Source organism: Tetzosporium hominis (assembly GCF_002265435.1).
Classification (GTDB): Bacteria; Bacillota; Bacilli; order Bacillales_A; family Planococcaceae; genus Chryseomicrobium; species Chryseomicrobium hominis.
Genome location: NZ_NOKQ01000204.1, coordinates 26,165 through 51,858, shown reverse-complemented (window position 1 = coordinate 51,858; position 25,694 = coordinate 26,165). Strand labels below are relative to the sequence as shown.

Annotated in this window: 24 protein-coding genes; 8 read left to right on the top strand and 16 right to left on the bottom strand. The window is 43.5% G+C overall.

Features of this window, described 5'->3' with window-relative positions; translation table 11 throughout:
• Window positions 1-42: 42 nt before the first annotated feature.
• Window positions 43-996: a phosphatidate cytidylyltransferase gene (locus CF394_RS07755; RefSeq protein WP_094942848.1), complete on the bottom strand. Its 954-nt coding sequence runs from the start codon at window positions 994-996 to the stop codon at window positions 43-45.
• Window positions 997-1,056: 60 nt separating this feature from the next.
• Between CF394_RS07755 and CF394_RS07750 the strand changes: the two genes are divergently transcribed.
• Window positions 1,057-1,602, top strand: coding sequence for a hypothetical protein (locus CF394_RS07750; RefSeq protein WP_094942760.1), 546 nt, complete (start codon window positions 1,057-1,059; stop codon window positions 1,600-1,602).
• Between the two features lie 8 nt (window positions 1,603-1,610).
• Here CF394_RS07750 and CF394_RS07745 read toward each other — a convergent pair whose 3' ends face one another.
• The gene (locus tag CF394_RS07745) at window positions 1,611-1,862 is read right to left on the bottom strand and encodes a hypothetical protein (RefSeq protein WP_094942759.1); all 252 of its coding nucleotides are present in this window, start codon (window positions 1,860-1,862) and stop codon (window positions 1,611-1,613) included.
• Between the two features lie 278 nt (window positions 1,863-2,140).
• On the opposite strand from CF394_RS07745, the gene CF394_RS07740 reads away from it, so the two are divergent.
• Window positions 2,141-4,267, top strand: a complete 2,127-nt coding sequence (locus CF394_RS07740; protein ID WP_094942757.1) for a sensor domain-containing diguanylate cyclase — start codon at window positions 2,141-2,143, stop codon at window positions 4,265-4,267.
• Between the two features lie 39 nt (window positions 4,268-4,306).
• Here CF394_RS07740 and CF394_RS07735 read toward each other — a convergent pair whose 3' ends face one another.
• The 3 genes from CF394_RS07735 to CF394_RS07725 all read right to left on the bottom strand — a co-directional run bounded on the left by CF394_RS07735 (window position 4,307) and on the right by CF394_RS07725 (window position 6,573).
• Window positions 4,307-5,200, bottom strand: coding sequence for an aldo/keto reductase (locus CF394_RS07735; protein WP_094942756.1), 894 nt, complete (start codon window positions 5,198-5,200; stop codon window positions 4,307-4,309).
• Between the two features lie 67 nt (window positions 5,201-5,267).
• Window positions 5,268-6,044, bottom strand: a complete 777-nt coding sequence (locus CF394_RS07730) for a sulfite exporter TauE/SafE family protein (protein WP_094942754.1) — start codon at window positions 6,042-6,044, stop codon at window positions 5,268-5,270.
• Between the two features lie 148 nt (window positions 6,045-6,192).
• Window positions 6,193-6,573: an SET domain-containing protein gene (locus CF394_RS07725; RefSeq protein ID WP_094942752.1), complete on the bottom strand. Its 381-nt coding sequence runs from the start codon at window positions 6,571-6,573 to the stop codon at window positions 6,193-6,195.
• A 115-nt stretch (window positions 6,574-6,688) separates the two neighbouring features.
• Here CF394_RS07725 and CF394_RS07720 point away from each other — a divergent pair, with 115 nt between their 5' ends.
• From CF394_RS07720 to cydC, 3 genes are all read left to right on the top strand, one after another.
• The gene (locus CF394_RS07720; protein ID WP_094942751.1) at window positions 6,689-7,003 is read left to right on the top strand and encodes a nucleoside triphosphate pyrophosphohydrolase; all 315 of its coding nucleotides are present in this window, start codon (window positions 6,689-6,691) and stop codon (window positions 7,001-7,003) included.
• Window positions 7,004-7,148: 145 nt separating this feature from the next.
• Window positions 7,149-8,867: a thiol reductant ABC exporter subunit CydD gene (gene cydD / locus CF394_RS07715; RefSeq protein ID WP_094942749.1), complete on the top strand. Its 1,719-nt coding sequence runs from the start codon at window positions 7,149-7,151 to the stop codon at window positions 8,865-8,867.
• A complete protein-coding gene (gene cydC / locus CF394_RS07710; protein WP_094942748.1) occupies window positions 8,851-10,539 on the top strand; it encodes a thiol reductant ABC exporter subunit CydC in 1,689 nt (562 codons plus the stop codon). The genes cydD and cydC overlap by 17 nt, the downstream gene beginning before the upstream one ends.
• A 36-nt stretch (window positions 10,540-10,575) precedes the next feature.
• Here cydC and CF394_RS07705 read toward each other — a convergent pair whose 3' ends face one another.
• The 11 genes from CF394_RS07705 to CF394_RS07655 form a co-directional block, all read right to left on the bottom strand.
• Window positions 10,576-11,979, bottom strand: coding sequence for a putative bifunctional diguanylate cyclase/phosphodiesterase (locus CF394_RS07705; protein ID WP_094942746.1), 1,404 nt, complete (start codon window positions 11,977-11,979; stop codon window positions 10,576-10,578).
• Between the two features lie 36 nt (window positions 11,980-12,015).
• On the bottom strand, window positions 12,016-12,930 hold the full coding sequence (locus CF394_RS07700; RefSeq protein ID WP_165767502.1) for a PAS domain-containing protein: 915 nt from the start codon (window positions 12,928-12,930) through the stop codon (window positions 12,016-12,018).
• Between the two features lie 118 nt (window positions 12,931-13,048).
• Window positions 13,049-14,347 carry a sensor domain-containing diguanylate cyclase gene (locus CF394_RS07695; RefSeq protein ID WP_094942743.1) on the bottom strand — a complete coding sequence of 433 codons (1,299 nt, stop codon included), beginning with the start codon at window positions 14,345-14,347 and terminating at the stop codon, window positions 13,049-13,051.
• A 165-nt stretch (window positions 14,348-14,512) separates the two neighbouring features.
• A complete protein-coding gene (locus tag CF394_RS07690; protein ID WP_094942741.1) occupies window positions 14,513-16,018 on the bottom strand; it encodes a hypothetical protein in 1,506 nt (501 codons plus the stop codon).
• Between the two features lie 120 nt (window positions 16,019-16,138).
• Window positions 16,139-16,975: a S1C family serine protease gene (locus CF394_RS07685; RefSeq protein WP_165767501.1), complete on the bottom strand. Its 837-nt coding sequence runs from the start codon at window positions 16,973-16,975 to the stop codon at window positions 16,139-16,141.
• A 217-nt stretch (window positions 16,976-17,192) separates the two neighbouring features.
• On the bottom strand, window positions 17,193-17,726 hold the full coding sequence (locus CF394_RS07680; RefSeq protein ID WP_094942738.1) for a chromate transporter: 534 nt from the start codon (window positions 17,724-17,726) through the stop codon (window positions 17,193-17,195).
• Window positions 17,723-18,319 carry a chromate transporter gene (locus CF394_RS07675; RefSeq protein ID WP_243370740.1) on the bottom strand — a complete coding sequence of 199 codons (597 nt, stop codon included), beginning with the start codon at window positions 18,317-18,319 and terminating at the stop codon, window positions 17,723-17,725. Before CF394_RS07675 ends, CF394_RS07680 begins: the two co-directional genes overlap by 4 nt.
• Complete coding sequence (locus CF394_RS07670) at window positions 18,313-19,917, bottom strand: gamma-glutamyltransferase family protein (RefSeq protein ID WP_094942737.1); 1,605 nt, start codon at window positions 19,915-19,917, stop codon at window positions 18,313-18,315. Before CF394_RS07670 ends, CF394_RS07675 begins: the two co-directional genes overlap by 7 nt.
• A 154-nt stretch (window positions 19,918-20,071) precedes the next feature.
• Entirely contained in the window at window positions 20,072-20,515 is a 444-nt protein-coding gene (locus CF394_RS07665; RefSeq protein ID WP_094942735.1) for an Lrp/AsnC family transcriptional regulator, read from the bottom strand.
• Between the two features lie 106 nt (window positions 20,516-20,621).
• Complete coding sequence (locus tag CF394_RS07660; RefSeq protein WP_094942734.1) at window positions 20,622-22,436, bottom strand: adenylate/guanylate cyclase domain-containing protein; 1,815 nt, start codon at window positions 22,434-22,436, stop codon at window positions 20,622-20,624.
• Window positions 22,437-22,446: 10 nt separating this feature from the next.
• Window positions 22,447-23,535: an HD domain-containing phosphohydrolase gene (locus CF394_RS07655; protein ID WP_243370737.1), complete on the bottom strand. Its 1,089-nt coding sequence runs from the start codon at window positions 23,533-23,535 to the stop codon at window positions 22,447-22,449.
• Window positions 23,536-23,633: 98 nt separating this feature from the next.
• On the opposite strand from CF394_RS07655, the gene CF394_RS07650 reads away from it, so the two are divergent.
• Genes CF394_RS07650 through CF394_RS07640 form a run of 3 tightly spaced genes read left to right on the top strand, consistent with a single transcriptional unit; the run spans window position 23,634 to window position 25,689 of the window.
• The gene (locus CF394_RS07650) at window positions 23,634-23,984 is read left to right on the top strand and encodes a DUF3307 domain-containing protein (RefSeq protein WP_094942732.1); all 351 of its coding nucleotides are present in this window, start codon (window positions 23,634-23,636) and stop codon (window positions 23,982-23,984) included.
• A gap of 50 nt (window positions 23,985-24,034) precedes the next feature.
• On the top strand, window positions 24,035-24,553 hold the full coding sequence (locus CF394_RS07645; protein WP_165767500.1) for a DUF1648 domain-containing protein: 519 nt from the start codon (window positions 24,035-24,037) through the stop codon (window positions 24,551-24,553).
• Between the two features lie 14 nt (window positions 24,554-24,567).
• Window positions 24,568-25,689 carry a M50 family metallopeptidase gene (locus CF394_RS07640; protein WP_094942729.1) on the top strand — a complete coding sequence of 374 codons (1,122 nt, stop codon included), beginning with the start codon at window positions 24,568-24,570 and terminating at the stop codon, window positions 25,687-25,689.
• Window positions 25,690-25,694 lie beyond the last annotated feature (5 nt).

Here is a 25,694-nt window from a genome sequence, read left to right as displayed (position 1 = left end):
ATAAGTCCAGTTTAACATAAAGCGGAAGCTCCTGCAGACGGTTTAAAAAATAGCCCAGTAAACTAGATGAAAGAAGACTGGAGCCGTATATGTTAGGCTATCCACTTTGTTAATCGTCTTACTTTCAACAACTTGACCGTCAACCGTTTCTCGTAAGAAGAAGTTTCGCTTCAGCGCAGACATCACAGCTGTACCAAAGAATCCTGTAGCTCCTATCAAGAAGCCGGCAAAGATACTAAACTGTAAGGACATAGGTGTAATCCACGGTGCAATCAGTACCGCCAAAATAGTGGTTCCGACAATCCCTGCGAATACCCCTTCCCATGTCAGATCCGGATTCGCAACAGGTAACACTTTATGTCTTCCAAAGTTTTTCGACACCACATATTGAATCACGTCATTGGCCTGCGTCAATGGAATCAAAAATAACACCATCAAAGCGCCGTATTCAGTCGCAATCCCTACATCGTGCCTTGTGATCTCTGGCATTTTCGCAAATAGCGCTAAGTGGCTTAAACCGAAGACGAGAAGCATGAGTCCCCACTGAGTCATACTAACCGATTTTAAAAACCCAGCACTGCTTTTTTGGAATAGACGGGCGAGCGGCAAAAATAAAAAGACATAAATCGGAATAAACACAATAAACATGCCGTACCAACCGACATAAATCCAATAAAAATTAATAGGAATCGCTAAATACGCCCAGATAAATAGCCTGCGATCTTGTTTACGAGTTTCCAACATAGAGAAGTATTCTCGAAGAGCCAAGAAACAAAGCACCATTAACGAGACTAATGAGACGTTCGGATGCACTAGGAAGGACAAACCAAAGATGGTTGCCATACCCCACCATAGTCTTGTTCGAATCACTAATTCTTCATATTTGTTGCGGCCCTTATTTTTCCTCTTCTGAAAATATGTTATAACTGAAACAAGAAGACTGACGATGATCAATACAATAAAGACGACGTATACAACATAAAACGTGGAATTCATAAAATAGTCTACATTCACATTCCCACACCCCTGGACTCATACATAAGGAGAGGATCCCCTTTGAATGAACGATTTATTTATATTTTATTAACGGATACAGGGACGGTCTTTACAAAGACCATCAAAACCTATACAAAAGCCCCTTACAACCATTCGTCTCTCTCTTTAGACAAGGACTTGATTCAATTATATAGCTTCGGACGTAAAAAACCCAACAACCCTTTTAAAGCAGGATTTGTTCAAGAAGACGTTTTAAACGGGACCTATAAGAAATACCCGAAGACGACTTGTGCCATTTATGAGATACAAGTGAGTCCCAGGCAGTATCAAAAAATCGAGCGGATGATCGCTTTGTTTCAAAAGAATAACAAGAAGACCATCTATAATTTACTTGGTGTTTTCGGAGTAGCAGTAAAAGCCCCTTTTGAGCCACAAGGATCTTATTTCTGTTCCCAGTTTGTTGCTGAAATCTTGCACCGGGCGGGCATTCGTTTTTGGCCCAAACTTCCTTCCCTAGTTGAACCTGATGATTTCCGGCGCGAGTTAGAACCTCATCTCATCTATGAAGGGGTACTTGCCGACTACGTTCAACTTCGCCGCACATAAAAAAAGAGCTATCTTTGTTCAAAGAACAAGATACGCTCTTTTAAAATGCTTACTACAAGAAGTCCCGTGAGCTTGATTCCTTTTGATTGAATCCACAACTGTTGAAATGTTTCCACCATAATTTTCTCTTTCATCTCATCTGTAAAAGGTCGCCTGCATAAGATGTTCCATATGGTTCTGGAATACTTTTCATAGATTTCATCTAGTAAGTGACGATTTTTATAGATAGTAAATTCATTTTCCTCACTTTTCATCTCCACCACACTAACCACCGTTCTAAAACTAAGTACTTACTACCTACCTTTGGCACGATTCCTTGAAACAGATTCATCATATATAAAAGAAATTTATTTTTCATTTCGAAATACTTTTTAGGAAAACTGATAAATGACATTAACTCTCCTAATAAGTTATCCGATAAGTTCTATAAGAATAGCTGTCTCGTAGAAGCAGGAATTAATTTTCCAATCTATAGTTTTCAAATTACCGAAATGGTATACTATTCTAAATAGTTTAACTAGTATGGATGTGAATACTTATGTCACCTGTTCATTCACACGCACAGATTTTAGATGCGTGGTCCCTTGTTCACTCAGATACCAAAAAAGCAGCTCGTCTCGTTCACCAAATTCTCAATTCTTTTGGTGAAGAAGTACCAGCCCTTTTAAAAGCGCAAGCGGAAATCACGCTTGCTTATTGCTATGCCCATGAAGGCAAAAATGTAGAGGCTTTAAATCTCGCAAAACAAGCTTTTGAAGTGGTCAAACAGCATGAAGTAATCGAGTGGCATGTAAATGCAAATCGAGTGATCGGCTACGTTTATTCGAGTTTGGGAGATTTAAAGAAATCAAGTGATGCCTTTGAAGAAGGCCTAGCTCTAATGAAGCAGCATCATTTACCTATCGACCCCCATTATCTAAACAATCTGGGGTTTATTTATTATGAACTTGGTGAGTATGAACAAGCACACCAGCAGTTAAAAGAAGCACTCGTAGTTGCTAAAGAGCAACACCACGATATCATTCCGCTTCTACTCTCAAACATTGCGGACTTGTACTTGTTGTTTGGTAATGTCGAAAAAGCAGAATCTTACAATCAGCAAGCTTTTGAACTTTTAAAGAACCAAAAAGATGATCGGAATTCCCTTGCCCATTGCCATAGTATTTTTGGATTGATTTCTAAAGCTAAGCGTGAATATGAAGAAGCTTATAATTCGTTTATAGTAGCCTTAGATATTTATAAACAGCAAGAAGCACGTTACGCAGAAGCCACCATCCTAATTGATTTAGGTGGTCTGTCTGCAGAGCAAAAGAAATTCTCCGTCGCCATAAACTATTATCAAGATGCTCTGGATATTGCTGATGAACTAGGGGCAACTCTTTTACAGCAGGAAATTCTGAAAAAGATTTCAGATGCTTATTCTGAAATTCACTATTTTAAAGAAGCTTTCAACTATTTACTGCGGTTTAACGATATCACTGAGCAAATTCGGACTAAAGAAGTACAAGATCAAATCTCTCGACACCTCACTCAAGCTCATGTAGAACAGCTACAAAAGGATGCAGAAATCGAGCGTTTAAAATTGAAGCAGGAATCGGAGGAAGCTTCCATTCGTGCCCAAGTTCTAGAAGATTCCTATCAGGATTTAAAGACTGTCAGTGAGATTGGCAGACGAATCATAGCTAATCAAGAAAATGCGGAAGTGATGTATTCGGTTTATTTAGATTTAAACCGCCTTATGGACGCTCATGTCTTTGGTTTATGTCTATACAACAAAGAAAAAGAAGAAGTCGAGTATCGCGCTTTCGTAGAACAGGGAACACTGCTCCAACTTGAAAATAAAAGTATTCATGATCCTGCCAGTCTCTCAGTTCGTTGTATACGAGACCATGAAGAAATTCATATCACGAAAGCCATCGTGGACCAAGATTACACACCTCGTGAATCCGGGTATCCTGATGCCAATCCTAAATCGTTGCACTTCTTACCTCTTAGCATGAATGATGAAATTATTGGAGCCATGACGGTTCAAAGCTATGAAGCGAATGCTTTTAGTGAACGACAACTGGAGATGCTCCGCCTGCTCGCACTATATATATCTATTGCCATGAGCAACATTTTAAAATCGGAGCAACTCCAACTTCAAACTCGGAAGCTCGAGCAACTTGCTAAGACAGATCCGTTAACGGGCCTTTATAATATGCGTCACATGAAGTTGCTATTGGCTCAATCGATGGAGTCGTATCACAAATCAAAGAATTCTTTCTCAATTTTAGTCATTGACCTAGATCATTTTAAAGAAATCAATGATTCATACGGACATAGTTGTGGTGACTTTGTCTTACAAGCACTCAGTGAACATTTCCAAAAGTTTGTTCGTTCTTCTGATGCCATTGCTCGATGGGGAGGAGAAGAATTTCTCATGCTTCTAGGAGACACGACTTTAGAGGGTGCCCGTCTAATCGGAGAGAGACTTCGCCTTTCCATTGATGAGCTAGAAGTCTCCTACAATACAATCCCTGTTCATGTCACAGCGACGATTGGGGTCGCGACGTATTCTGCAAAAGATTGGCATGTGGATGAGTTGATAGAACGAGCTGATAAGGCACTTTATATCGGAAAAGAAGCGGGACGAAACCAAGTCGTAACATTTGGAAGTGAATAACAAAAAGCGTTCCCCCATGAATTTGGAGGAACGCTATTTTTATGGAAGGCGATTGCCTGCTGCTTGATAGATGGCATACCAATCTTTGCGGGAGAGGGTGATGTCAGCTCCTGCTGCAATGTCCGCTACTCGTTGCGACTTTGTGGAGCCCACTACAACTTCCATTTTCGAGGGATGACGCAAAATCCAAGCAGCTACAATAGCTGCTTTAGTCACGCCGTAATGATCGGCTAACTGTTGTAATACGGTATTCAATTCAGGATACCGTGGGTGATCCAAATAGACTCCTTCGAAAAAACCAAATTGGAATGGGGACCACGCTTGAACCCTAATGTCATGCCGTTGACAGTAGGTCAGTACGCCCCCATCTCGGTCGATAGAGCCAGTAAACTCTGTGTTTGCTTGGATTCCAGTAGACAATAAAGAAGCATGGGCTGGACTGAACTGAAGCTGATTTAAGATGATTGGCTGATGTACGGCTTCTTGTAACCACTCGAGTTGATAACGATTAAAGTTGCTGACACCAAAAGCTTTTACTTTTCCGGAACCCGCTAGGTGATCAAACACTTCTGCCACTTCTTCTACTTCCATCAAAGCGTCCGGTCTGTGTAGCATAAAAACATCCACATAGTCGGTCTGGAGACGGCGCAAGCTTTCGTCAACGGATTTTAGAAGATGCTCTTTTGAGCTATCATAGAATCCACTACGAATGGAAGCTTTAGTTTGAAGGACTACTTGCTCGCGTAAAGATGGTGTTTCAGCTAACACTCGACCAAATTGGGATTCACATTCGCCCTTTGCATAAATATCGGCGTGGTCAAACGCATGAATTCCGAGTGATAGTGCCTGGTCTATCCATTCTGCTACTGCTTTGTCGGAAAGTTCATTAATTCGCATACACCCCATCACAAAAGGGGACTTGGTTGCTGTCATTCTGTTCCTCTCCTTTCCAAAATAAAAAACGCTACTCTTTTCCACTTAGGAAAAGAATAGCGCATTGTCACAGAATATCCAACCAGATTTTGATAGCTGTTGCTAAAATCAATCCAGCTAAGATCCACTGTAGGTACTTCGTATTCATTTTCTGACCCACTTTTGCTCCAAGTGGCGCAGCTAAAATACTTGCTACGATCATGACCGCAGCCGGACCATACAGTATCTGATCCGTAGCAATCTTACCGATCGTCGATCCGATTGAAGAAATGAATGTAATCGCTAACGATGTAGCAATAGTCATTCGAGTCGGAATTTTAAGTACAACGAGCATGATAGGAACAAGGATGAACGCTCCTGCTGCGCCTACAATACCTGCTGCAATACCTACAACAAATGCAAGGCCAGCAGCTAGCCATTTATTGAAGACCACTTCTTCAATTGGCCGATCATCTAGATTCTTTTTCGGTAAAAACATCATGATGATGGCTAGAGTCGCCAAGACCGCATAAACGATATTAATCGCACTCTCTGAGATTAAGGTGGATCCGTAACCCCCGATAAAGCTACCGATTAAAATAGCTCCACCCATATAGGTAATCAATGTTTTATTCAAATAACCGCTCTTCCGGTATGCCCACACTCCTGCGATAGTTGCAAAGAATACTTGAATCGCACTGATTCCCGATACTTCGTGAGCAGAAAATGCCATATAGCCAAGCATTGGTGGAATATAGAGGAACATCGGATACTTGATAATCGAGCCGCCAATACCTACCATTCCTGAAATAAACGATCCTACAAAGCCTATTAAAAAGATGACAACGATGAAATCAAAGCTCATCTTACTACCTTCTTTCTACAGTAAATATACCCATAAGGGTATACTATTGTGTATGCAACGAAAAGTCAACCTATGCAATTCAAAACTCAAAAAATCTACTACTACTCATAAAAAGGACTGCTTGAAAATCAAGCAGTCCCTTCAATAGTTATTCTTCTTTATTGAACCAAAGTTCCTCTTGATCTTCGACATCGCCGTTGTAGTTAATGAGGATTTCCTCGCCAGCTGCAATATCTGTATACGCAAAGAAATCAAACGTCTGGTTATCAAAATTGATTTCATATGTGGCATTTGGTGTATACGAATGGTTGAATAGCATTCCGTACCCTAGCAAGATGGCAGAACGGCCAATCCCGTATTCAAAAGCATAATCTGCAAGATGTGTCTTCTCAATGTACTGATGCTCTTCATTTGGATAGGCTAGCACGGGTGCTTGGTGTAGCAAAGTGCCTTTTTTGATTGCTTCTTTGGCAAAAACGCCTCTATTGAATTCTCCCTCTCCGAGAGGAGACCATTTAATTTCAATCATATGTGTACCTGCTTTTCCTAGATTTGTCTTCCTTACTGTAACACGTTCTGGAAAGAACGTCTAAATTCCGTGCCATTTGGGTAAAGATGTGTATATCTATAGAGGAGTGAATTTCATGGTCCCAACATTTAAACTATTACGTGACCGCTCTAAGGAGTTAGCAGCAGCGTCCACCACTAATCAAGTGAAAGGCCGTGCTTACCGCGAAGCTCTTCAACAACAGCTTGTTCAAGGTGCAAAGAACTATTCTACCGCTGCATCAGACCGTGAAGCAGTAGAGGAACTTGTTGATTTAATTGAAGTAGTACATGCACTCCTTCCTGCCCACAACATGACCTATGAAGAGTTGGAGATGGTGCGGCGCCGTAAAAAGGAAGATCAAGGTGGCTATACAAATGGTACAGCTGTAAACCTTACAAAAGATGCCTGATCTAAAGACTTCATGACACGTATGCGTCATGAAGTTTTCTTTAGTTAAAGCTGTCACAAATCGCTCATATCCCTTTCCAAATCGAAGACCTCTCATGCGATAGTCCTCTTCAAAACCCGTATAATAAAGGCAAGAGGTGAAGCCAATGAAAACGCTACAGGCGTGGGCCTTACAATATCGAACGACCCTAATTTTTCTTTTTTCCATCAACCTAATTTTAGCTTTTGCGATGATCGGGCAAAGCTACGCTATAGTCCAGACGGTGGACGGAGTCTTCATTCAACAGGAGTCTTTTAATACCGTAGTTCCCTACTTAGCTCTGCTTGCAGGGTTTTTAATAGTTCGTTCACTTATGAACTACAGCAACGCACGTGTGGGTCTCCGGTTGTCTAAGCGCGTCCGTCAATCGATGCGCACACAGCTTCTCGAGAAATGGAGTAAGCAACCTATTGAACAAACAGGTAGTCAGCAAACCGGAGAACGCATTACCACTTTGATTGATTGGGTAGACCAAGTCGATCCGTATTTTCGCGAATATGTCCCTCAAGTTATTAAGACAATACTCGTTCCTTTTACCATCCTGATTGCGGTATTCATTGTAAATCCAGCCAGTGGGTGGATCATGCTGATTACAGCACCTTTCATTCCACTATCCTATATTTTAGTCGGCGTGAAGACGCAGCAAAAATCAGAACGCCAATTGGCCGAACTGTCCTTGTTTTCTGGTAAATTCTTAGACATCTTACAAGGGCTTCAAACACTAAAGCTGTTTGGAAGAGGTAAAGAACAGAGTGCCGTTTTAAAAGAGAGCAATGATGGCTTTCAAAAGACGACACTCTCTATCTTAAAGATCGCATTTGCTTCTTCTTTCTTTATTGAACTAATCATCACATTAGGAATTGGATTGCTTGCTCTTGAAATCGGATTTAAGATGCTGGTGTTTGAGACGCTAACGTTTGCACCTGCATTTTTCGTACTTGCTATGGCGCCGGAGTATTACAATTCCTTAAAAGAACTAGGAGCAGCATTCCATACAGGACGAGGGAGTCTGGCTGCAGCCGAGCAACTCGAACGCGAATTTACAAAGTCAGAAAAACCGGTCCGTTGGGGAACAACCCCTATCACAGGGCCAATTCGTCTAGATATAAACAATCTACAATTTTCTTATGATGATCGATTCCTACTGTCTGTCGATTCTTTGACCGTACACGCTAAGGAGCACTTGGTCATTATTGGTCCTTCAGGACAAGGAAAGACGACTTTGCTTAACCTGTTAGCTGGTGCATTCGAAAAGGATGACGGAATAATTCAGATCAATGGTCTTTCTAGAGACCAAATCGATGCAACGAGCTGGTGGTCTCAAACCTCTTATATTTCGCAACACCCTTATCTGTTTGCAGGAACCATACGCGAGAATATTCAAATGGGCTTCCATGCCTCAGACGAAGCGCTGCATCAAGCACTTAAAGATGCCGGACTCGACCAACTAGTCTCTTCTTTACCTAATGGACTTGAAACTTCTATTGGAGAAGGTGGACGGGGATTGTCTGGAGGAGAAAAACAGCGTATTGCGTTAGCACGTTGTTTCGTTAAACAACCTACACTCGTCTTCTTTGATGAACCAACAGTAGGTTTAGATGTAAAGACCGAACGTATTTTGTCTGAGTCGATTGACCGGTTAGCTAAAGAAGCGACTGTAGTCACAATCGCTCACCGCTTACCGACCATTAAAAAAGCCAATCGACTGGTCGTGTTGGAACGAGGTCGTGTCACAGCCTTTGGGACACCGTCGACCGTTTTAGAAACTAGCTCGTACTACGCCGGACTCATGCAAGGAGGTGCCGGAAATGAGACTACTCGTTAATTTGATACTTGAAGAACGAAAAGAAGCGCTGCTAGCTGTAGGACTAGGAGCCGTAAGTGGATTGACGGCCGTTGCGCTGTTTGCACAAAGTGGGTATATGATTTCAAAAGCAGCCCTTGCCCCACCGTTCTATACAATTTTAATTTTGACTGCTTTTTTAAAATTGTTTGGAGCGGTAAAATCGTCCAGTAAATATTTTGAACGGTTAATTTCTCACCGTGTAACGTTTTCTGCTCTAAGTCGAATCCGACAGTATTTTTTCGAGCGACTCGATCCTTTGGTACCACAAGTCTTCACCAAGTATCGTAGCGGTGACTTATTAACCCGGTTTGTGGGTGACGTTGAAGTGTTGCAAAACTTCTTCCTGCGAGTGCTCTACCCACCGCTTGTTACAGCTCTGGTTTTTCTAGCCACAGTATTCTTTACGGTATTCTTTTCTGTTTGGCTCTCTCTAGCGCTAGTCATCGGATTTATACTCGTCGCTGTAGTGGTGCCGGCAGCATCTGCTCGAAGTCTACAAAAGCACAATGTGCTATCAAAACGGGCTCACCTAGCCACAGAATCCGTTGAATACTTGAATGGCTACCGAGACTTGCTGCTACACAATCAATTAGAAGAACAACAAAATCGGCTGGAGGAAGCTCAGCATTCTTATATTAATGAGCAAGTAGCCGTTGGTAAGACCCAGCTTTGGAGCCAAACTTTAAATGCAACGGTTGCTTCCTTCACGGCCTTGGTCATGTTGGGGATTGGAGCGTATATGGTGTCTGCAGGTCAGTTGGATGGTCTATTTCTTGCTATGCTGACTCTCGTGGCGCTAACATCCTTTGAAACCGCAGTGCCTTTAGCTGGGCTACCAGGTCATCTGCATGAAAGCCGCCAAGCACTGGATCGTTTAACGACTCAAATGGAGCAGCCGCTCCCGGTCTTGGATCAGGAACTGATTCCTGCCGCTCAGTACGCTATAGAACTTTCTGATGTATCCTACCAGTACCCTGATACCATCCGCCCTACTCTTGATTCAATCAAACTCCGTATTCCTGCTGGAGAGAAGTGGGCCATTGTCGGTGCAAGCGGTTCAGGAAAATCAACGCTTCTGCAGTTGCTTGCTGCTATGGCGTATCCGTCATCTGGAGAGGTGCTCTATAATACTCAAACAACGAAGCAGTTGATTCCAGAGACCGTATGGAAACAACTAGGTGTGCAACTTCAAGGCAGCCATTTCTTCTATGGAACGATTCGAGACAACCTAGTGATTGCGAAGCCGAATGCTTCTGACAAAGAATTACTACACGCGTTAGAACAAGCGCAATTCACTAGTGAACTGGATGCAATCGTCTATGAAAGAGGCGATAATTTATCGGGTGGAGAAAAACAACGACTTGCTTTAGCTCGTTTGTTTTTACTTGATGTTCCTGTATGGTTACTCGACGAACCGTTCACGAGCCTAGATTACGCAATCGAACAGCGGCTACTATATGCCTTACAACAACACATAAAAGACGGCACAGTAGTTTTAGTCAGTCATAAACTGAGTGGGCTAGAGAACATGGATGGCATTGTTGTAATGGACCACGGAAAACTAGTCGAATTCGGTTCATTCACTCAACTTATAGAAAATAGAGCTGCTTTTTACGAGATGTATCAAATCGAAAAATCTCTCATAGAATGACAACAAGCTGCCCCTCATTTTGAGGAGCAGCTTTCTTCATCCAAATAATTGGTCTACAAGATCAGCAGGTGCTAATGGGCGACTGAAATAATAGCCTTGGAATACATCACAGCCAAGCTCTCTTAGTTCGTGAACTTGCTTAGGTGTCTCAACCCCTTCAGCAATAACAGTCATATCTAAGTGATGCCCCAGTGAAATAATCGTAGCGATAATGGCACGCCCTTCTTTAGTATGCAGTTTATCTGTAAATGCTTTATCGATTTTAATATGATCAATGGAGAACGTCTGCAAATATTTAAGGGAACTGTAGCCTGTACCAAAGTCGTCCATTGCGATTCGAACACCTAGTTCCTTAATTTGCTGCAAGATATCAGCAGCAATATCTTCTTGCATAGCTATTGTCTCTGTAATCTCAAGCATTAAGCAACGAGGGCCAAGTCCTGTTTTCTTTAATATCTCTTTAATTGTCCCCAATAGGTCCACCTGATAAAACTGTCTAAGAGACATATTGACTGCCATAGGGGTAGCCGGGAATCCTTGATCTTGCCAGGCCTTATTTTGCCGACAAGCCTCTTCGATGACCCATTCTCCGATTGGAACTATGAGGCCCGTCTCTTCGGCCAATGGTATAAACGCTGCAGGTGGCACCATACCGAGTTCTGGACTATTCCAGCGAATCAAAGCTTCTATTCCGTGGATTTTTCCGTATTCAGCATGATATTGTGGCTGGTAATGCAAAACGAATTCTTTGTTTTCAAGAGCCTTATGAAGTAAAGTCTCCATCCGCAAATCCGTTTTGGCAAGACCTTCGATATTGGTTGTGTAAAGTTGAAACGTATTTCTTCCATGCTTTTTAGCATGGTACATCGCATAATCTGCTGCTCGGATGAGGGTTTTCTCATCACGCCCATGCCGTGGATACAGGCTGATCCCGACACTTGCCGTTAAGATTGTACTGAAGCCGTCTATATCATAGGGTTTACTAAGGGCAGACGTGACCTCGACTGCCAATAGCTTAGTCGCCAACTCCGATAAACCCGGTGTTAATACCGCAAACTCATCCCCACCATATCGATACACAGTTCCTTTTGTACCCACCGCGCTTTGAAGACGCTCAGCGAATGAAGTTATCAATCGATCTCCTGCTTCATGACCTAGGTTGTAGTTAATAAACTTGAATCGGTCTAAATCTACTATCCAAAGACTGAGTTCTTTTTCATTCTCTTCTTTCAACCATTTCTTTAATTCTTCATTGAAGAGACGCTGATTTCCAAGACCCGTCAAATTATCATGATAGGCCATATAATGCATCATCTCGTCATGATTCTTTCGAATGGTAATATCTTTCCCGATGCAGTGAATAGATGTCAATTCACCTTTAACGAACGCTGGAATCAGAGTGATATGTAGTGCAATAGTTTCTCCTTGAGCATTTACCACTCTTGTCTCGTATTGGTAAGGTTGACCTTTTAAGACTTATTGGAAGTGATACCATGTGAGTTCCTGTAAATCTTCTTCAATATAAGGAAGAAATGGCTCACCAATTAATTCTTCTTGATTGACACCTAGAATTTCCTCCGTTGCCTTATTAAATGCCAAAAATCTACCTTCTAAATCATACGTAATGACAGGGTCTGCATTGTACTCAAATAGAGCTCGATAACTCTCTTCGCTATCTTTAAGTTTTTCTTCCATTTCAATTCGCTCGGATACATCTTGAGCTGTACCAATCACGCCTGTTACTTCGCCATTATAAATGATGGGTACTGCTGTAACTTCTACGGGGAAAGGAGTACCTGATTTGTCTTTGATGCGAATTTGAAAGCTTTGCACACTTCCCTTTAGAACTTCTTTAAAATGTTGATGCGCTTTCTCTACATCTTCAAGGGTCAGTACTTCTTGGTAATCCACTTTGATAATCTCATCCCGTTCATACCCAAGGCGTGCAAGCCCTGCATCATTAAAATTCGTAAACATCCCTTGTTGATTAATGGTATAAACGATATTCGGATTGTACTTGAAAAGTGATTCAAATTCTGAAGAGGTGATTCGCAGTTTCTCTTTGGTCTCTATATAATCTGTCGCATCTGTTAACGTTACTATGAAACAGCTCTTTCCATCCTTTGTTTGAAAGTCCTGTAAGCATATACGAAGCGCTCTGCCAGACAACTGACTTTGAAAAGTCTCTTCCCATGTGCAGTTATGCAATTCCGAATCTGACAGCCCCAACAACTCTTGTGCTTTGCTATTTGCAAACAAAAATTGATCTGGAAGTCCAGTAGCTGTGCTTGATAATAAGCAAAGCGGTTCGGGCAACTGATTCAAAAGCTGTTGGTAATCTTCTAACAGCCACGAAGCCTGATCTAGTTTTTGAGAATGTGATGAGTTCACTTTGTACCCTCCCTTCATCCTACCAGTATTCCAAGTACTCCATTTTCTTCATTCTATACTAGTGTACGTTGCTTGAATAGAAAAAAAGGACCGTTCTTTTCAGTCCTCTTTTACAGGGTTATAGCACAACGGGTGCCTGATAGACACAGAAACTCGACTTGTCATCTGCTTTCGTCGAATACATCGCCTCATCAGCAAATCGAATCAATTCCTTTTGGTCTAAAGTATGATCCGGATATACCGAAATTCCAATGTCCACTTTGAATGCAATTTCATGAGCACCGATGAAGCATGGCTGTTCAAAAATTTGTACAATACGGTCCGCCACACGAATAGCGTCTCGCTCGTCTTCCAGTTCAGGGAGCACAATAGCAAATTCGTCTCCACCAAGTCGAGCCACTGTATCTACAGAACGCACCGATTGCTCAAGTCGCCGTGCTAGACGAACGATGACTTCATCACCCACTTCATGCCCATACGTATCATTGATCGCCTTAAAGTTTCGGCCATCAATGAGGATAAGGCCTACGCGTTCATTATGACGAGAGGCATGTTTCAGGGCCATATCTAACCGGTCTTCAAACAACCGACGATTTGGCAGTCCAGACAAGTAATCGTGGAATGCCATTTTAGCCAATTTTTCACGGTATTCGATCCGTTCAGAAATATCACGTGCTGAAGTGACTACTTGAACGACTTGACCATCCTTTATCACAGGGGTTGCAATGATTTCCATCCAAATAAAATGACCGTCTGCATGTAGATGTTTTGTTTCTACAGTAAGAGGTTTCCCGGTCTGCAGAATCTCTGCAAACTTTGAAACAACAGTAGCCCGATCTTCTTCACAAAGAAACTCGCTAAAGTTTTTTCCTAAATATGAGGAAGGCGTAAAGCCAACAATCACTTCACTTGAAGGCGATACATATTCAATAATGCCATCTGTGTTGATCAGCTTGATAACATCCAATGAGTTTTCTGCAATCAAGCGGTACCGCTCTTCGTTTTCTCTTAGCTTCTGCTCTAGTTGATAGTTCTCGGTAATATCTTTAACGATGGCTAAAATATAGGCACAGTCTCCTTCTTCGTTCGAAACTGGATATAGGGTCGTATCTCCAATAAACTTAAGCGTCGGATTTGCAAGTTCATGTATAAACTTTACGGGTTCTTTTGAAGTGACTACTTGAAGGTATTGGGAAGATAACAGGTCTGCTTCCTCCTCGTTTGAAATGACCTCGTGAAGGGTTCTGTTCATAACAGATTCATCAAACTGCAACACTTCTTTTACGGCTTGATTAATATAATGATATGAAAGCCCCTTTTTTTCCACTTTCATTAAAAATACCAAGTCATCGACATAATCAAATAAGCGTATCATTTTTAACCCTTCAGACAGATACGAATCGAAGAATGTTTGCATAACCTTTCCCCTTCTCCCAAAAAACACTAATTGGTTTGATTATATACTATTTACCCTCAAAACATCGAATTTTATCGTGCAATATTGAGCACTTTGTGACAATTAGTATCACATATATGATAAATCTTCTACATTTATGTCAGGTTTAGATTGGAAAAATGAAGTTTAGTTACTCTTTTGCAAATGTTTTAACCAGTCCGCAGTACCTTCTCCAAATAAGGGGTGCTGTTCTAAATACGCTTTTGCTTCTTGATCATAAGGATTTTCATTTAAACGTTTCAAAATACGAAGTTCTTCTTGTGCGATTAGTGCATGGATGGCATCTGCGTTAGAGCTATCCAGCGCTTCTAACATAGTAATAGCGGTCTCTAAACTTCCTTTACCGGCCTCTAGTAGTGCTCGCTCTTTGATAAAGTAGCTTGCGGGTCGTGTAATATCCAACGACTCGACTTCAGCTAATAAGAGCGCAGCATCATCAAAAGCCAACTCTTCTTTTGAATGCTGATAAAAATGATCCAATGCTTGGATATACATAGGTAAGTAGAGCGTCTCCTCTAAAAGTTCTATGGATTCATCCCAACCCGAAAAATGGTGACTGGTTGCTTCTAGACGATGCTCTGCACTAATAGCAATTTGTTTCTGGTATTCTTCAATAATTACTGTCTGAATAGAATCATTTTCAGATAGACCATAGAGTTTGCGAAAATCTGCTTCTAAAACTTCCGGGTCTTCTTCAAGGAGCCAGTCTTGAAGTTGATCAACTCCTGCTTTGCGAGTCAATTCTGTCACAAGAAGTTGCCCATATGTATAGATATTGACTCCGTCCACTTCTGTCGTCAGTCGGTTGCTGCTTCGATGGACTTCTTCTAGAGGGAGATCACGGTAAGCATCAAAAGGACCTAATGGTAACGTTCCCGTCATCATCTCTGCAAACCCCTCTTCAAGCCAAAGTGGCAGTGTTAGACCTTTTCCCGTCTGCTGTTTCTGAAACTGATGGACTCGGTAATGGGTGTATTCGTGAATGAGTACCTCTTCCCAATAAGTCTGATTATCATGCACATGAATACGCTCGGTAATCGTAGTATAGAAACCGCCAAGTGAGGTATCGGCTCCCAGGAGTTGTAGTGTTGAAGCATCCCGGTGAAGTTCAATTTCTGGCTTCTCCGCTTCAGGCAGTTCCGGTAAGTACCGATCGACTCGATTTTCAATCATTGGCAGAAGTCGTTCCATCTCAGCAACCTTGGCTCGGTTTTCAGGCGTCACATAATAAGTGGCGTAAGTCCCCTCTATTTTCTCCAAGTTCTCTTGAAGTGCCGTGTGCCCTGTCCACTTCCCATACCAACCTATCTTGGCAAGTGCGTCTTGTTCAGGAGCACCGACTTCTATAGCAAACGCATTGGCGAAAGCAATTCCTACAAGACTAGCTCCCACTAAAAAGGATAAAATGAAGAATCCTGCTGCAGATGCTCGAGACCTAATTCTAAGTTTGGGCAACCCTCGATTTATAAAAGCTACAATAGAGAGTACCAACAAAGCGAAAGGCACTATCCACAGGCCGATTCCCCACAGCATGCCGGTCACTGCATCTTGTTGAAAGATGAGCCATCCACTTGCGAGTAAATACCCTGCACTAATCACAAGAACTAGAACAATACGTAGCAGTGTTTTCATCCAATCATCCTTTCTTTAAAATGGAATCTAAACTTTCTTCTATTCATAGTAACGGATAAAACTGGAAATAGTTTCAATTAGATATAAAAAAATTCGCCTAGAGTAGACGAATTTTTAAGGTTATTCTTCAGTATCTTCTTCCCACTCGTAAAGTTCACGTAACGTTTGTTGTATGTCTAGTATAGCAATTTCAGGTAAGGGTTTCTTAATCCAACGATCAATATAGACAAGAACGTCTTCAATAGGAAGGGCATACTTGATTTCTTCATAGTACCCACTACCCTGTGTTATCACTCCGATGACTTCGTTTGTCGCTGCATCAAAAAATGGACCCCCACTACTTCCGGAAGCGGTTTGTGCATCAAACTGGATGAACTGGTTGTAGGCAGAACTATCTTCCATTTCTAAATGTCGCTTTGGTCCGGTTATGTATCCGACTGCCCCCGTATTCGTTGTATCATATGGCGAGCTCACTGCCAGAATTGGCTTTCCTGCTTGAATCGACGCTTCCAAGTTTACTTCTACACCTTCTTGCCCCTCATAGTCGGGAACATGAATTAAGGCGATATCCATAAATTCAGAAATGCCGATGACGGTTCCTTCAGATGGGTGGAAGAAGGAATTCCATACCGTTACATCCAGACCATCGGTTACTACATGAGCACTGGTAATCACATAGCCACCATCTTGATACAAGAAGCCAGAGCCATAGCTTGTTTCTGTTTCAACAACTACCGCCAAAGGATTCAATTCTTTGAAGTTGCTGGAGTAGTCCGGCAATCCGACCATTTGCCCTTGGGCCACGACTGGCAGAGCTTCCGTTTCCCCGTCCTGATCATTTAAGTAAATGCCACCTAAATTTAATCCAAGTAGTGTACCGATGATGACAAGACCTGTTGCTTTGATTCTTGATTTCCAAGGAGATGGTGATTTCTCAGTTGTTTGTTCGTTACCCATTTTCTTCCTCGCATTCATTTTCTTCCAATTATAAAGGCTGCTTGAAGTCTCGTATAGAGCCTTTCAAGAAAAAACACCTTCGCGAGGAAGGCGTCTGAATTGTATAATATATGAGCATTTCGTTGTGCATCGACAAGCTGCTGAACACTTGATTTCATTCTAGTTCCAACTTTCCATAGGGATTCCGAGACGTGGTTTAGTGAACTTCAGTATACCACTAAATGTAAGTGGTGACCGCGCCGAATCCGAGAGCGAGCAAAATCACAAGCGCTGGATGCAGTTTCACACGTTCCAATAACAAGTACGAACCGACAAGAAGGATTAAAGTAATCCAGATGCCATTCATGTCGAAAGAGTCGCCTAAGAAATCATACGTCATCACCACTAATAGGACGGCAATGATAGGACGAATCCAGCGCGTCAAACTCTTCACATATACGGACTCTTTATGCTTCCAAATCAAATTCAGTAACAAGATCATCATGAGCAGTGATGGGCCAACCGCTGCGAACAGAGCAACTAATGCACCCAAAACCCCTGCTTGATCATACCCTACAAAGCCAGCCATTTTAGTGGCAACTGGCCCAGGAAGTGCATTGGCTGCTGCTACCATCTCTGAAAACTCAGCGTTGGTCATCCAGCCGTAGCGCTCCACCACTTCTACTTGAACAAGTGGAATCGCTGCCGGACCTCCTCCGTATCCTAAAATACCAGGTATCAGAAACGCAATAAACAGTTCCCAATAGATCATGTCCGGTTCCTCCTCTTCATCAGAAGTGGCGAAAAGATCAGCGCAAAGACTGCTAAAATCACAAAAGCAGGGTGAATGTTAAGTATATACATGGCGATAAAAGCCACTGCTAACGTACCAGTTGCTTTCATCCAACCAATCGTTTCACCCGATTTCTTAACGAAGTCCCATGCTAGAACTCCAAGCATGACGGTCACTACAGGAATCACGGCATGCGCCATATTCTGAACAACCGGTAACTCTTTATAAGCTTCTAGCACTTTCAGTAGGACAATCACTCCAATTACAGTAGGAATTACATTGACTGCGAGGGCAATCAGCATACCTATCCACCCCGCCACACGGTAGCCGATGTACCCTGCCATTTTCGTTGCAATAGGACCCGGCATCGTGTTCGCAAGAGCCAAAACGTCCCCAAACTCATCATCAGTCATCCACTCGTACTTTTTAACAGCTTCTGTATGGACCAAAGGAATCGAAGAAGGGCCTCCTCCAAATCCGAAGATTCCTACTCGAAAAAAGCCATTAGCCAATTCACGGTATAGCTGCCCCTTCGGACGCTCAAGAGGCACTTCTTTCTGGGGAGTTACCACGCCGCAACAGCGCCATCCGTACGAGATTCTGTTCCACCTTGAAGCACACCAGTCTCAGGGTCTCGCCAAATGATCTGGCCGCGTCCAAAACTGCCTCCATCCGGTAATATTTGAATCGTGTGACCTTTGCGAATCAGAGCTTGCACCAAATAGTTCGGAAACTCTGGTTCCACATGAACTGTTTTACCTTCAATCCATTGCCATCTCGGCATATCAAGCGTCGCTTGCGGATTAAGAAGATGATCTACAGTGCTTGAAACGACCTGGAAGTGCCCTTGTGGTTGCATATAGCCACCCATAACACCAAAAGGCCCAACCGCTTTTCCGTCTTTAGTCAAGAAGCCCGGAATGATTGTATGATATGTGCGCTTTCCAGGTTTCAAATAGTTCGGGTGGGTTTCATCTAAGGAGAAGTCATGCCCGCGGTTCTGTAGCGCAATCCCTGTCCCTGGGATGACGATTCCTGAACCAAATCCCATATAATTACTTTGAATGTAGGAAATCATGTTGCCTTCTCCGTCCGCAGCTGCGAGATAGACTGTTCCTCCGCGTGGCAATTCATACGGTTCCGGAAGCATTGCTTCGTCTGTAATTTTTTCAGCGCGTGCTTTCGCATAGTCATCTGACAATAAGTGTTCTGGGTCTACCGGCATCTCACCTTGTTCTGTGATGAAGGCTTTCCCGTCCGTAAACGCGAGCTTCATCGCTTCAATCTGACGATGCAGTGTATCCGCATCTTGCCACTTCGCATCTCCCGTTTGTTCAAAGATCTTAAGCGCCATCTGAGCAATCATACCTTGTCCGTTCGGTGGGATCTCCCAGACGTCGTAATCTTTGTAATGCGCACCTAAAGGCTCTACCCATTCCACTTCATAGCATTCTAAATCTTCTTTTGATAAATAGCCGCCGTGCTGTTTCATGAACGCGTCCATTTTATCTGCAAGTTCGCCTTTATAGAACGAGTCTGCTTCTGTGTCTGCAATCGCTCGTAAAGTGGATGCATGACCTGGAGATGACCACATCTCCCCAATTTTAGGTGCTTCGCCACCTGGAGCGAATGTTTCAAACCAGCCTGCGAACTCTTCTGATGTATAGGTCTCTTTGAATTTCTTATGAGCCATCCCCCAGAACTTCCCGAGGATTGGAGAGACCGGGTACCCTTCTTCTGCATAGCGAATGGCAGGTGCCAGCACATCTTTTAATGGCAACTTCCCGAACTTACGAGAGAGTGCCACCCAGCCTGCTGGAACACCTGGAACAGTTACAGGCAATACACCAAATGCCGGCACTTGCTTGTGTCCCGCTTCTTTTAGCTTGTCAGCTGAAATAGACTTAGGAGCTGGACCTGATGCATTAAGACCATGTAACTTGTCTTTTACCCACACTAAAGCGAAGGCGTCGCCTCCGATTCCATTTGATGTCGGTTCCACAACTGTTAATGCTGCTGCCGTAGCGATAGCCGCATCAATTGCATTCCCGCCTTGTTTTAAAATGTCTAATCCTGCTTGAGCAGCTAGTGGTTGTGATGTAGCAACCATTCCGTTTTTTGCAAACACGGTGTTGCGTTTCCCTGCGAAAGGGTGAAATAAATGATCCATATTCTTTTATTCCTCCATTCGATTTCATTTGTTAATTATATTTATATTTTTGATTAACAAATGTATTTCTTAGTAGCAGTATACAGAAAATTCCGTTCAAATGCCACTTAAAAAAGCCACAAACCAATAGTGGTCTGCGGCTCGCTAGAACTGTTTATAATTTTAGTCCACTTCGACTCTTAAAACGGCGAAGTAAGATATGACTCTCAACACGCGTGATCCCCTCAAACGCATACAACTCTTCGTTGATAAACTTCTCTAAGCTTTGGAAATCGTCTACGAGGACGTGCATATGGAGTGTAGACGGTCCTGTCATCTGGTAACAGCTCGCTACATTCGCATTCTCGGCAAGCTTCTCGGCTACCTCTACCAAAGACTTGGGCTCGCAATCCACTTCAAAGAAAGCGGAGACACTCTTGCCGACCTTCTCCGAATTCACCACTACGGTAAATCGTTCAATAATTCCACGCTGTTGCAGATCGTGTACACGCTCTCTGACTGCTACTCGAGACAGCCCCAATTCTTTACCGATATCTACATAAGACATCCGGCCATTGGCTGTTAACAGTTCCAGTATCTTTTTATCTGTCGCATCCATTCTCTCCAATTCAACACGCCCCTTTCAAACTCATTCCGTTGTGTTCCAAATATACCTTATTTCCGAACAAATTGAAAAGGAAGCGAGAGATTTTCTCACTTCCTGATTACGCAATGTCGGATGGTGTCAGTATTTCCCGGGAAATAGTGGGGACAGTGATCCGCACCAACTCGATGTCCTCTCCTATTCCCTTAAGTGGTGCACGGAAGGTCTGAACAGCGAGCTCTTGTCTTTCACGAAGTTGCTGGAAAGTCGCTGCTGTCATTACAAGGTCCTGCCCTAAACTTAATTGTTGGACACGAGCTGCTAGATTCACCGTGCGGCCAAAATAATCTAACAGGTCATTGGCATTCACGGCAATCACAGTCCCTTGATGCATACCCATCTTGATGGTAAACTGCTGGCCTTCTGACCTCGTCAGTGATCCAACATCCTGTTGGATGGCGATGGCCGCGTCAAAAGCGTTTTGTTCATCTGTAAACACAGCCATCACAGCGTCACCAATCGTCTTAACAATCGTTCCGTTGTGCTTACGGATCTGGTGTTTCAAATAGTCAAAGTGTTGTCGGACATCGGCATACGCAAGTGCATCGCCAATCCGCTCATACATAGCCGTCGACTCTTTAAGATCCGTAAATAACACCGTTAACTGCCCCACTTGGATTTCTTGATCTGGGGACAACACCTCAGTCGCAAACAAATCTCGGAACAGCTGCAGACTGGTCAATTCGCGTGCCGTCAAAGCGTCGGCATTCCACTCGAGCTCTTCCACCATGAAGATAATCTCGTGATCACATTGATTGGTTATGGAAAGTTGCTGCGCCGGTTGTATGTGTGTAGAACTGAACCCTTGTGGCGTGTATTCTAAAGCTTGTCGCGCCTCTCCGGAACCATCTACTTGGACCACATGGTTCCACTGCAAAATCCGGTAGCGATGCCCGTTCTCCCAGTTAGGCAAATGAAGATTCACCGTTGAGTTAGCAGGTATCCGAAACTGTCCTAAAATGTGAGTTGAATTCATTGGGCCATTTACACAGTACAGCAATCCGGAGGATGTTCGAATGGCAGGATCCACATCAAATTGCATTTCAATGGAGCGGTCAAAATCCATCGTATAATCGATTCCACATAAGTCACAATGGACGGTGTCTTGAATATCTCGAAGGGAAACACTTTGCTGTTTTGGAACTCGGCAGTTGGGGCACAACATACTCCAGCGCTGCTGAAGAAGCCCCGCTTTCGTTGCAAGTAAAAATAGTTCGAGCGCCTCGAGACGCTCCATTCCATGCTGCCGCGCCCACCGGTAGGGCTGCATCCCCGTGACATCTTCGTCATTTGCATTCTGAAGAGCATCCAGGAGGGCTTCCACTTGTTCTGGATACGGATAGAGCTGATGCAACGCCTTCGCTCGGCGATCTAAGACGTTCTGCTGCACAGTGACGCGTTGTTTTGCTTGAGGACGGATGCTCTTGTTGTGATAGGCATGTGCAAATTCCTCTGCATATCTGAAAATACCTCGTAACTGAGGGATGACGACTCGTTCAAGAGCCACTTTTCCAAGAAGATTGGCATATGTGAAATCCCCATCGACTCGCATTCTGGTCTGTTTTTCATTTACTGGCTCTAATGAAATCTTCCAGAGCGCTCGCTTCATCGGGCTCTTTAAATAGATTCGTTCAATTTCAAACCACTCATTCCGCACCCAGGAAAACGTATACTCCCGCCACTTTGTAGGAATGATTCCGAAGACATTCGCCTTTGCCTCACGAATGACATCCCCCTGATCGATATGTAAAGGTGAAAACTGGACATGAAAAAGCTTGGCATAATGATTGAAGTGATTGGTATCTGTAGCCATTTCCCAAGCCACTTCTAGAGGCAGGTCAATTACTTGCTGTTCTTCATAGACGATTGTTCCCATATGGTTCCTCCTACAAGTCGGTATATGCTTCTCGTATAGCTGTAAACCTAGCGAAGTGCATCAGAAACAACTCTGTGAGATGCGGATCAAATTGAAACCCGGCCTGTTGCTGGAAATAGGCGATAATCTCTTCATCTTTCCACGCTGCCTTATAGACCCGAGAACTTCCTAAAGCGTCAAATACATCGGCGATGGCTGTGATACGACCGAAGATGTGAATGTCTTCTCCTTTAATTCGTTCTGGATACCCTTTCCCGTCCCAGCGCTCGTGGTGCTGATGTGCAATCGTGGCTGCAGCCTGCAAGAGTTCACGTTTAGAATGTCGAAACACTTCGTAGCCAATAGCTGCATGCTCTTTCATTGTCTGAAATTCTTCATCAGTTAACCTTCCTGGCTTTAACAGTACAGCATCTGGAACTGCCACTTTTCCGATATCGTGCATCGGTGACGCCATTCGGAGAAGATCGCGGTCCTTCTTGGGAAGCCCAACAAGTTTAGCGAGTTCATAGGAATAAAGCGCAACTCGCTTTACGTGGTTGCTCGTCTCTTTGGAACGGCTCTCTCCTATTTGTCCCATCACTTCAATCATTTCTTGCTGCGTCTTGATCAGTTCGGTATGTAATAGATTGTTTTCAATCGCTTTTCCTGCATAGGTGGCCGCTAATTGGATAAGCTGGACGTCTTCTTCAGAAAATGTAGAACCAATCGGACGTTTGTTAATGGCTTGGAACGCACCAAAATAGGTTCCTTCTGCATTTTGAAATGGAACGGTTAGGATTGAATAAGTCCGGTATCCTGTTTCCTGGTCAATCAGCCTATTAAAGCGAGGGTCCTGATACGCATCTTCAATAACCAACACTTGCCCTGTTTTGATCGAGGTTCCTACAAAACCACTTGATGCTGGCATACGGAGCGGCTCTACTCCTTGTGCAACGAGCGTCCAGTTCTCAGCCGCTTCTTCGTCATGCAGCCATACCGTACAACGGTCGGCAGAAACGAGATCTTTCCCAAGCTGTGCGAGCTCCACTAGTACCGCTTCAAGCTCCACTTCTCCTGAAATTAGGGCCATCGACTTAAAGATTTTTGTGAGCTTATCCACAGGCGGCTTCCTTTCGTACCACGAAATTAGTACTGCTATTTTAACATGTGTGTGCTACATTTAGATACATAATAAAGCGAAATAAGGAGGATGGTCGCGTGACACCCTTTGTGTATCTTTTAGTCGGCCATCTGGTCGGCGATTACTTGATTCAAACGAGTTGGATGGTAGAAAACAAAGCTCGCCATTGGGGAGCTTTGCTCCTCCATTGCACGCTGTATACGGTGGCAGTTGCTGCAGCTGCTCTCTGGGGAGGCGTAACGCTACCACTTTGGAGCTTTGGTCTTTTGTTTTTAAGCCATGTCGCCTTGGATAGACGGACGTTCGTCGTCTGGTGGAACCGAGTCATTATGGGCAACACCACACAGAACTGGTTGTTCATCATGACCGACCAAATCTTCCACATTCTCGTTCTGGTTCTACTACTTCACTACTTCGGAGTCAATTAAATGAAACAATTGGTCACTTCTTTCGTATACAAATGAAAGGAGTGATTTTTATGTGGAAACAAAATCGACCTCACCTCGAACTGAAAAGTACGCCCGTCGAGCGTCTCTTGATAACGCTTACTATCAGCATTTACGTTGTTTGGATTTGCTGGCTCGTTTGGACGTGGCCGACGCTCCCTGCCGAACTGCCTGCTCATTTCGGTATAGAAGGCGAAGTGAACCGCTGGGGCTCAAAATGGGAACTCTTGATGCTGCCCGGCATCTCGGGCGTTTTAGGGGCCGTAATGTTGTGGCTTCGAAATAAACCTGAATGGCACAACTACCCTGTTAATATCACGGAAGAGAATGCCCCTTTTTATTACCGACTTTCTCGAAATCTACTTGTTTGGATCAGTTTCGTCATTATTGCCGGCTTCGCATGGATCAGCTGGGATGTCGTCCAGATTGCGACTGGTAGGAGTGCCTTGTTAAACGGTTGGTTCATGCCACTCTTTTTAATAGGGATATTCGCTCCTGTTGTCTATTTTTTTTATAAAATGTTCCGCTATCAATCCGCTACTAAATCGTGAAGGAGACCTCTAAGTTGGAATTCTCAGATACATCGAAACAAAAGAATAAGACGAATTGGAAGAGCCAAGCAGGTCAATTGATCATCGGTGGACTGTTTGGCTTTCTTTTAGTCAGTTATTACTTTCGCCATGACATTATGTTTTCAGCAAGCGGCGCTTTACTGATTAGTGTCATCGCCATCATCAGCTTTATTATAGGTGTCATCATCCATGAATTAGGTCACGCCATTGCCGGCAAACTAAGTGGCATGAAGATTATGAACTTGTCCTTTGGACCTTTCATTTACGCAAAGACCCATAACCAGTCTCGCTTTTTCTTCAAACTTCCTGCAATGGGGTATGTCGGACGTGCTATGCTTCGCTTTGAACAACCAATTCCCGAAGGCCAGATGCGAAAGGGCATGATTCGACTCTTTTACGGAGGTCCCCTCAGCAATCTGATAATCGGCGTGCCTTTATTAATCGCAAGTTTCTATTACGGATGGAGTGGTTGGTTTGTATTTGCTCTCATCAACATCTTTTTTGGACTGACGAATCTCGCTAACATTGAAGGTGCAGGAGTGCAATCAGATGGGCGCGTCATCGCCATGTTGAAAGGAAAGCTCCCTGGAGACGATTTGATTCTTATCAGCTATCAGATTCTACAGGAAGATCCGCAAGGCGAGGGTAACTGGTCCAAAGAGACAGCGGAGAAAGCAAAGACCGTGATTGAACGGTACCCAGGATGGGCTTTAGCAGCTACTCTGCTTTCAACAGTCGGTCCATACTATTATCACTCAAACCCGCAGGCGTATCTTGAACTTGCAGAAGGACGAGCCTTTCTTCCGCGAAACAAACAAGCTGGCATCCTTCAAGATATTACGGATATCTCGGTCGCTACCGGCTATTACTACGCCGACCGATTGATGACTGAGCCCACGATGAAAGAGAAACTTCATCAGATCGGGACTCAAGAAACGGTTACTCGTCATATGCGAGATATGTATGTGGCCATAATTGAGGGCAATAGGAATCAAGCTTTAACTTCAAATTATGCGGCGGAAGCGGCTCTTGGTGACTGGCATCCGCTCTATTTAGAAGGCACTTCTCTGAAACGAGTGCTACATGAAATCCGACAAGACGTGAAAAGCAGCTGACCACA

What these genes read in the sequence shown, in the direction of transcription:
- CF394_RS07755 (WP_094942848.1), bottom strand. Translation starts at nt 996, where the DNA reads ATGAATTCCACGTTTTATGTTGTATACGTCGTCTTTATTGTATTGATC.
- CF394_RS07740 (WP_094942757.1), top strand. Translation starts at nt 2,141, where the DNA reads ATGTCACCTGTTCATTCACACGCACAGATTTTAGATGCGTGGTCCCTT.
- CF394_RS07735 (WP_094942756.1), bottom strand. Translation starts at nt 5,200, where the DNA reads ATGACAGCAACCAAGTCCCCTTTTGTGATGGGGTGTATGCGAATTAAT.
- CF394_RS07730 (WP_094942754.1), bottom strand. Translation starts at nt 6,044, where the DNA reads ATGAGCTTTGATTTCATCGTTGTCATCTTTTTAATAGGCTTTGTAGGA.
- CF394_RS07725 (WP_094942752.1), bottom strand. Translation starts at nt 6,573, where the DNA reads ATGATTGAAATTAAATGGTCTCCTCTCGGAGAGGGAGAATTCAATAGA.
- CF394_RS07720 (WP_094942751.1), top strand. Translation starts at nt 6,689, where the DNA reads ATGGTCCCAACATTTAAACTATTACGTGACCGCTCTAAGGAGTTAGCA.
- cydD (WP_094942749.1), top strand. Translation starts at nt 7,149, where the DNA reads ATGAAAACGCTACAGGCGTGGGCCTTACAATATCGAACGACCCTAATT.
- cydC (WP_094942748.1), top strand. Translation starts at nt 8,851, where the DNA reads ATGAGACTACTCGTTAATTTGATACTTGAAGAACGAAAAGAAGCGCTG.
- CF394_RS07695 (WP_094942743.1), bottom strand. Translation starts at nt 14,347, where the DNA reads ATGCAAACATTCTTCGATTCGTATCTGTCTGAAGGGTTAAAAATGATA.
- CF394_RS07690 (WP_094942741.1), bottom strand. Translation starts at nt 16,018, where the DNA reads ATGAAAACACTGCTACGTATTGTTCTAGTTCTTGTGATTAGTGCAGGG.
- CF394_RS07685 (WP_165767501.1), bottom strand. Translation starts at nt 16,975, where the DNA reads ATGGGTAACGAACAAACAACTGAGAAATCACCATCTCCTTGGAAATCA.
- CF394_RS07680 (WP_094942738.1), bottom strand. Translation starts at nt 17,726, where the DNA reads ATGATCTATTGGGAACTGTTTATTGCGTTTCTGATACCTGGTATTTTA.
- CF394_RS07670 (WP_094942737.1), bottom strand. Translation starts at nt 19,917, where the DNA reads ATGGATCATTTATTTCACCCTTTCGCAGGGAAACGCAACACCGTGTTT.
- CF394_RS07665 (WP_094942735.1), bottom strand. Translation starts at nt 20,515, where the DNA reads ATGGATGCGACAGATAAAAAGATACTGGAACTGTTAACAGCCAATGGC.
- CF394_RS07660 (WP_094942734.1), bottom strand. Translation starts at nt 22,436, where the DNA reads ATGGGAACAATCGTCTATGAAGAACAGCAAGTAATTGACCTGCCTCTA.
- CF394_RS07645 (WP_165767500.1), top strand. Translation starts at nt 24,035, where the DNA reads ATGTGGAAACAAAATCGACCTCACCTCGAACTGAAAAGTACGCCCGTC.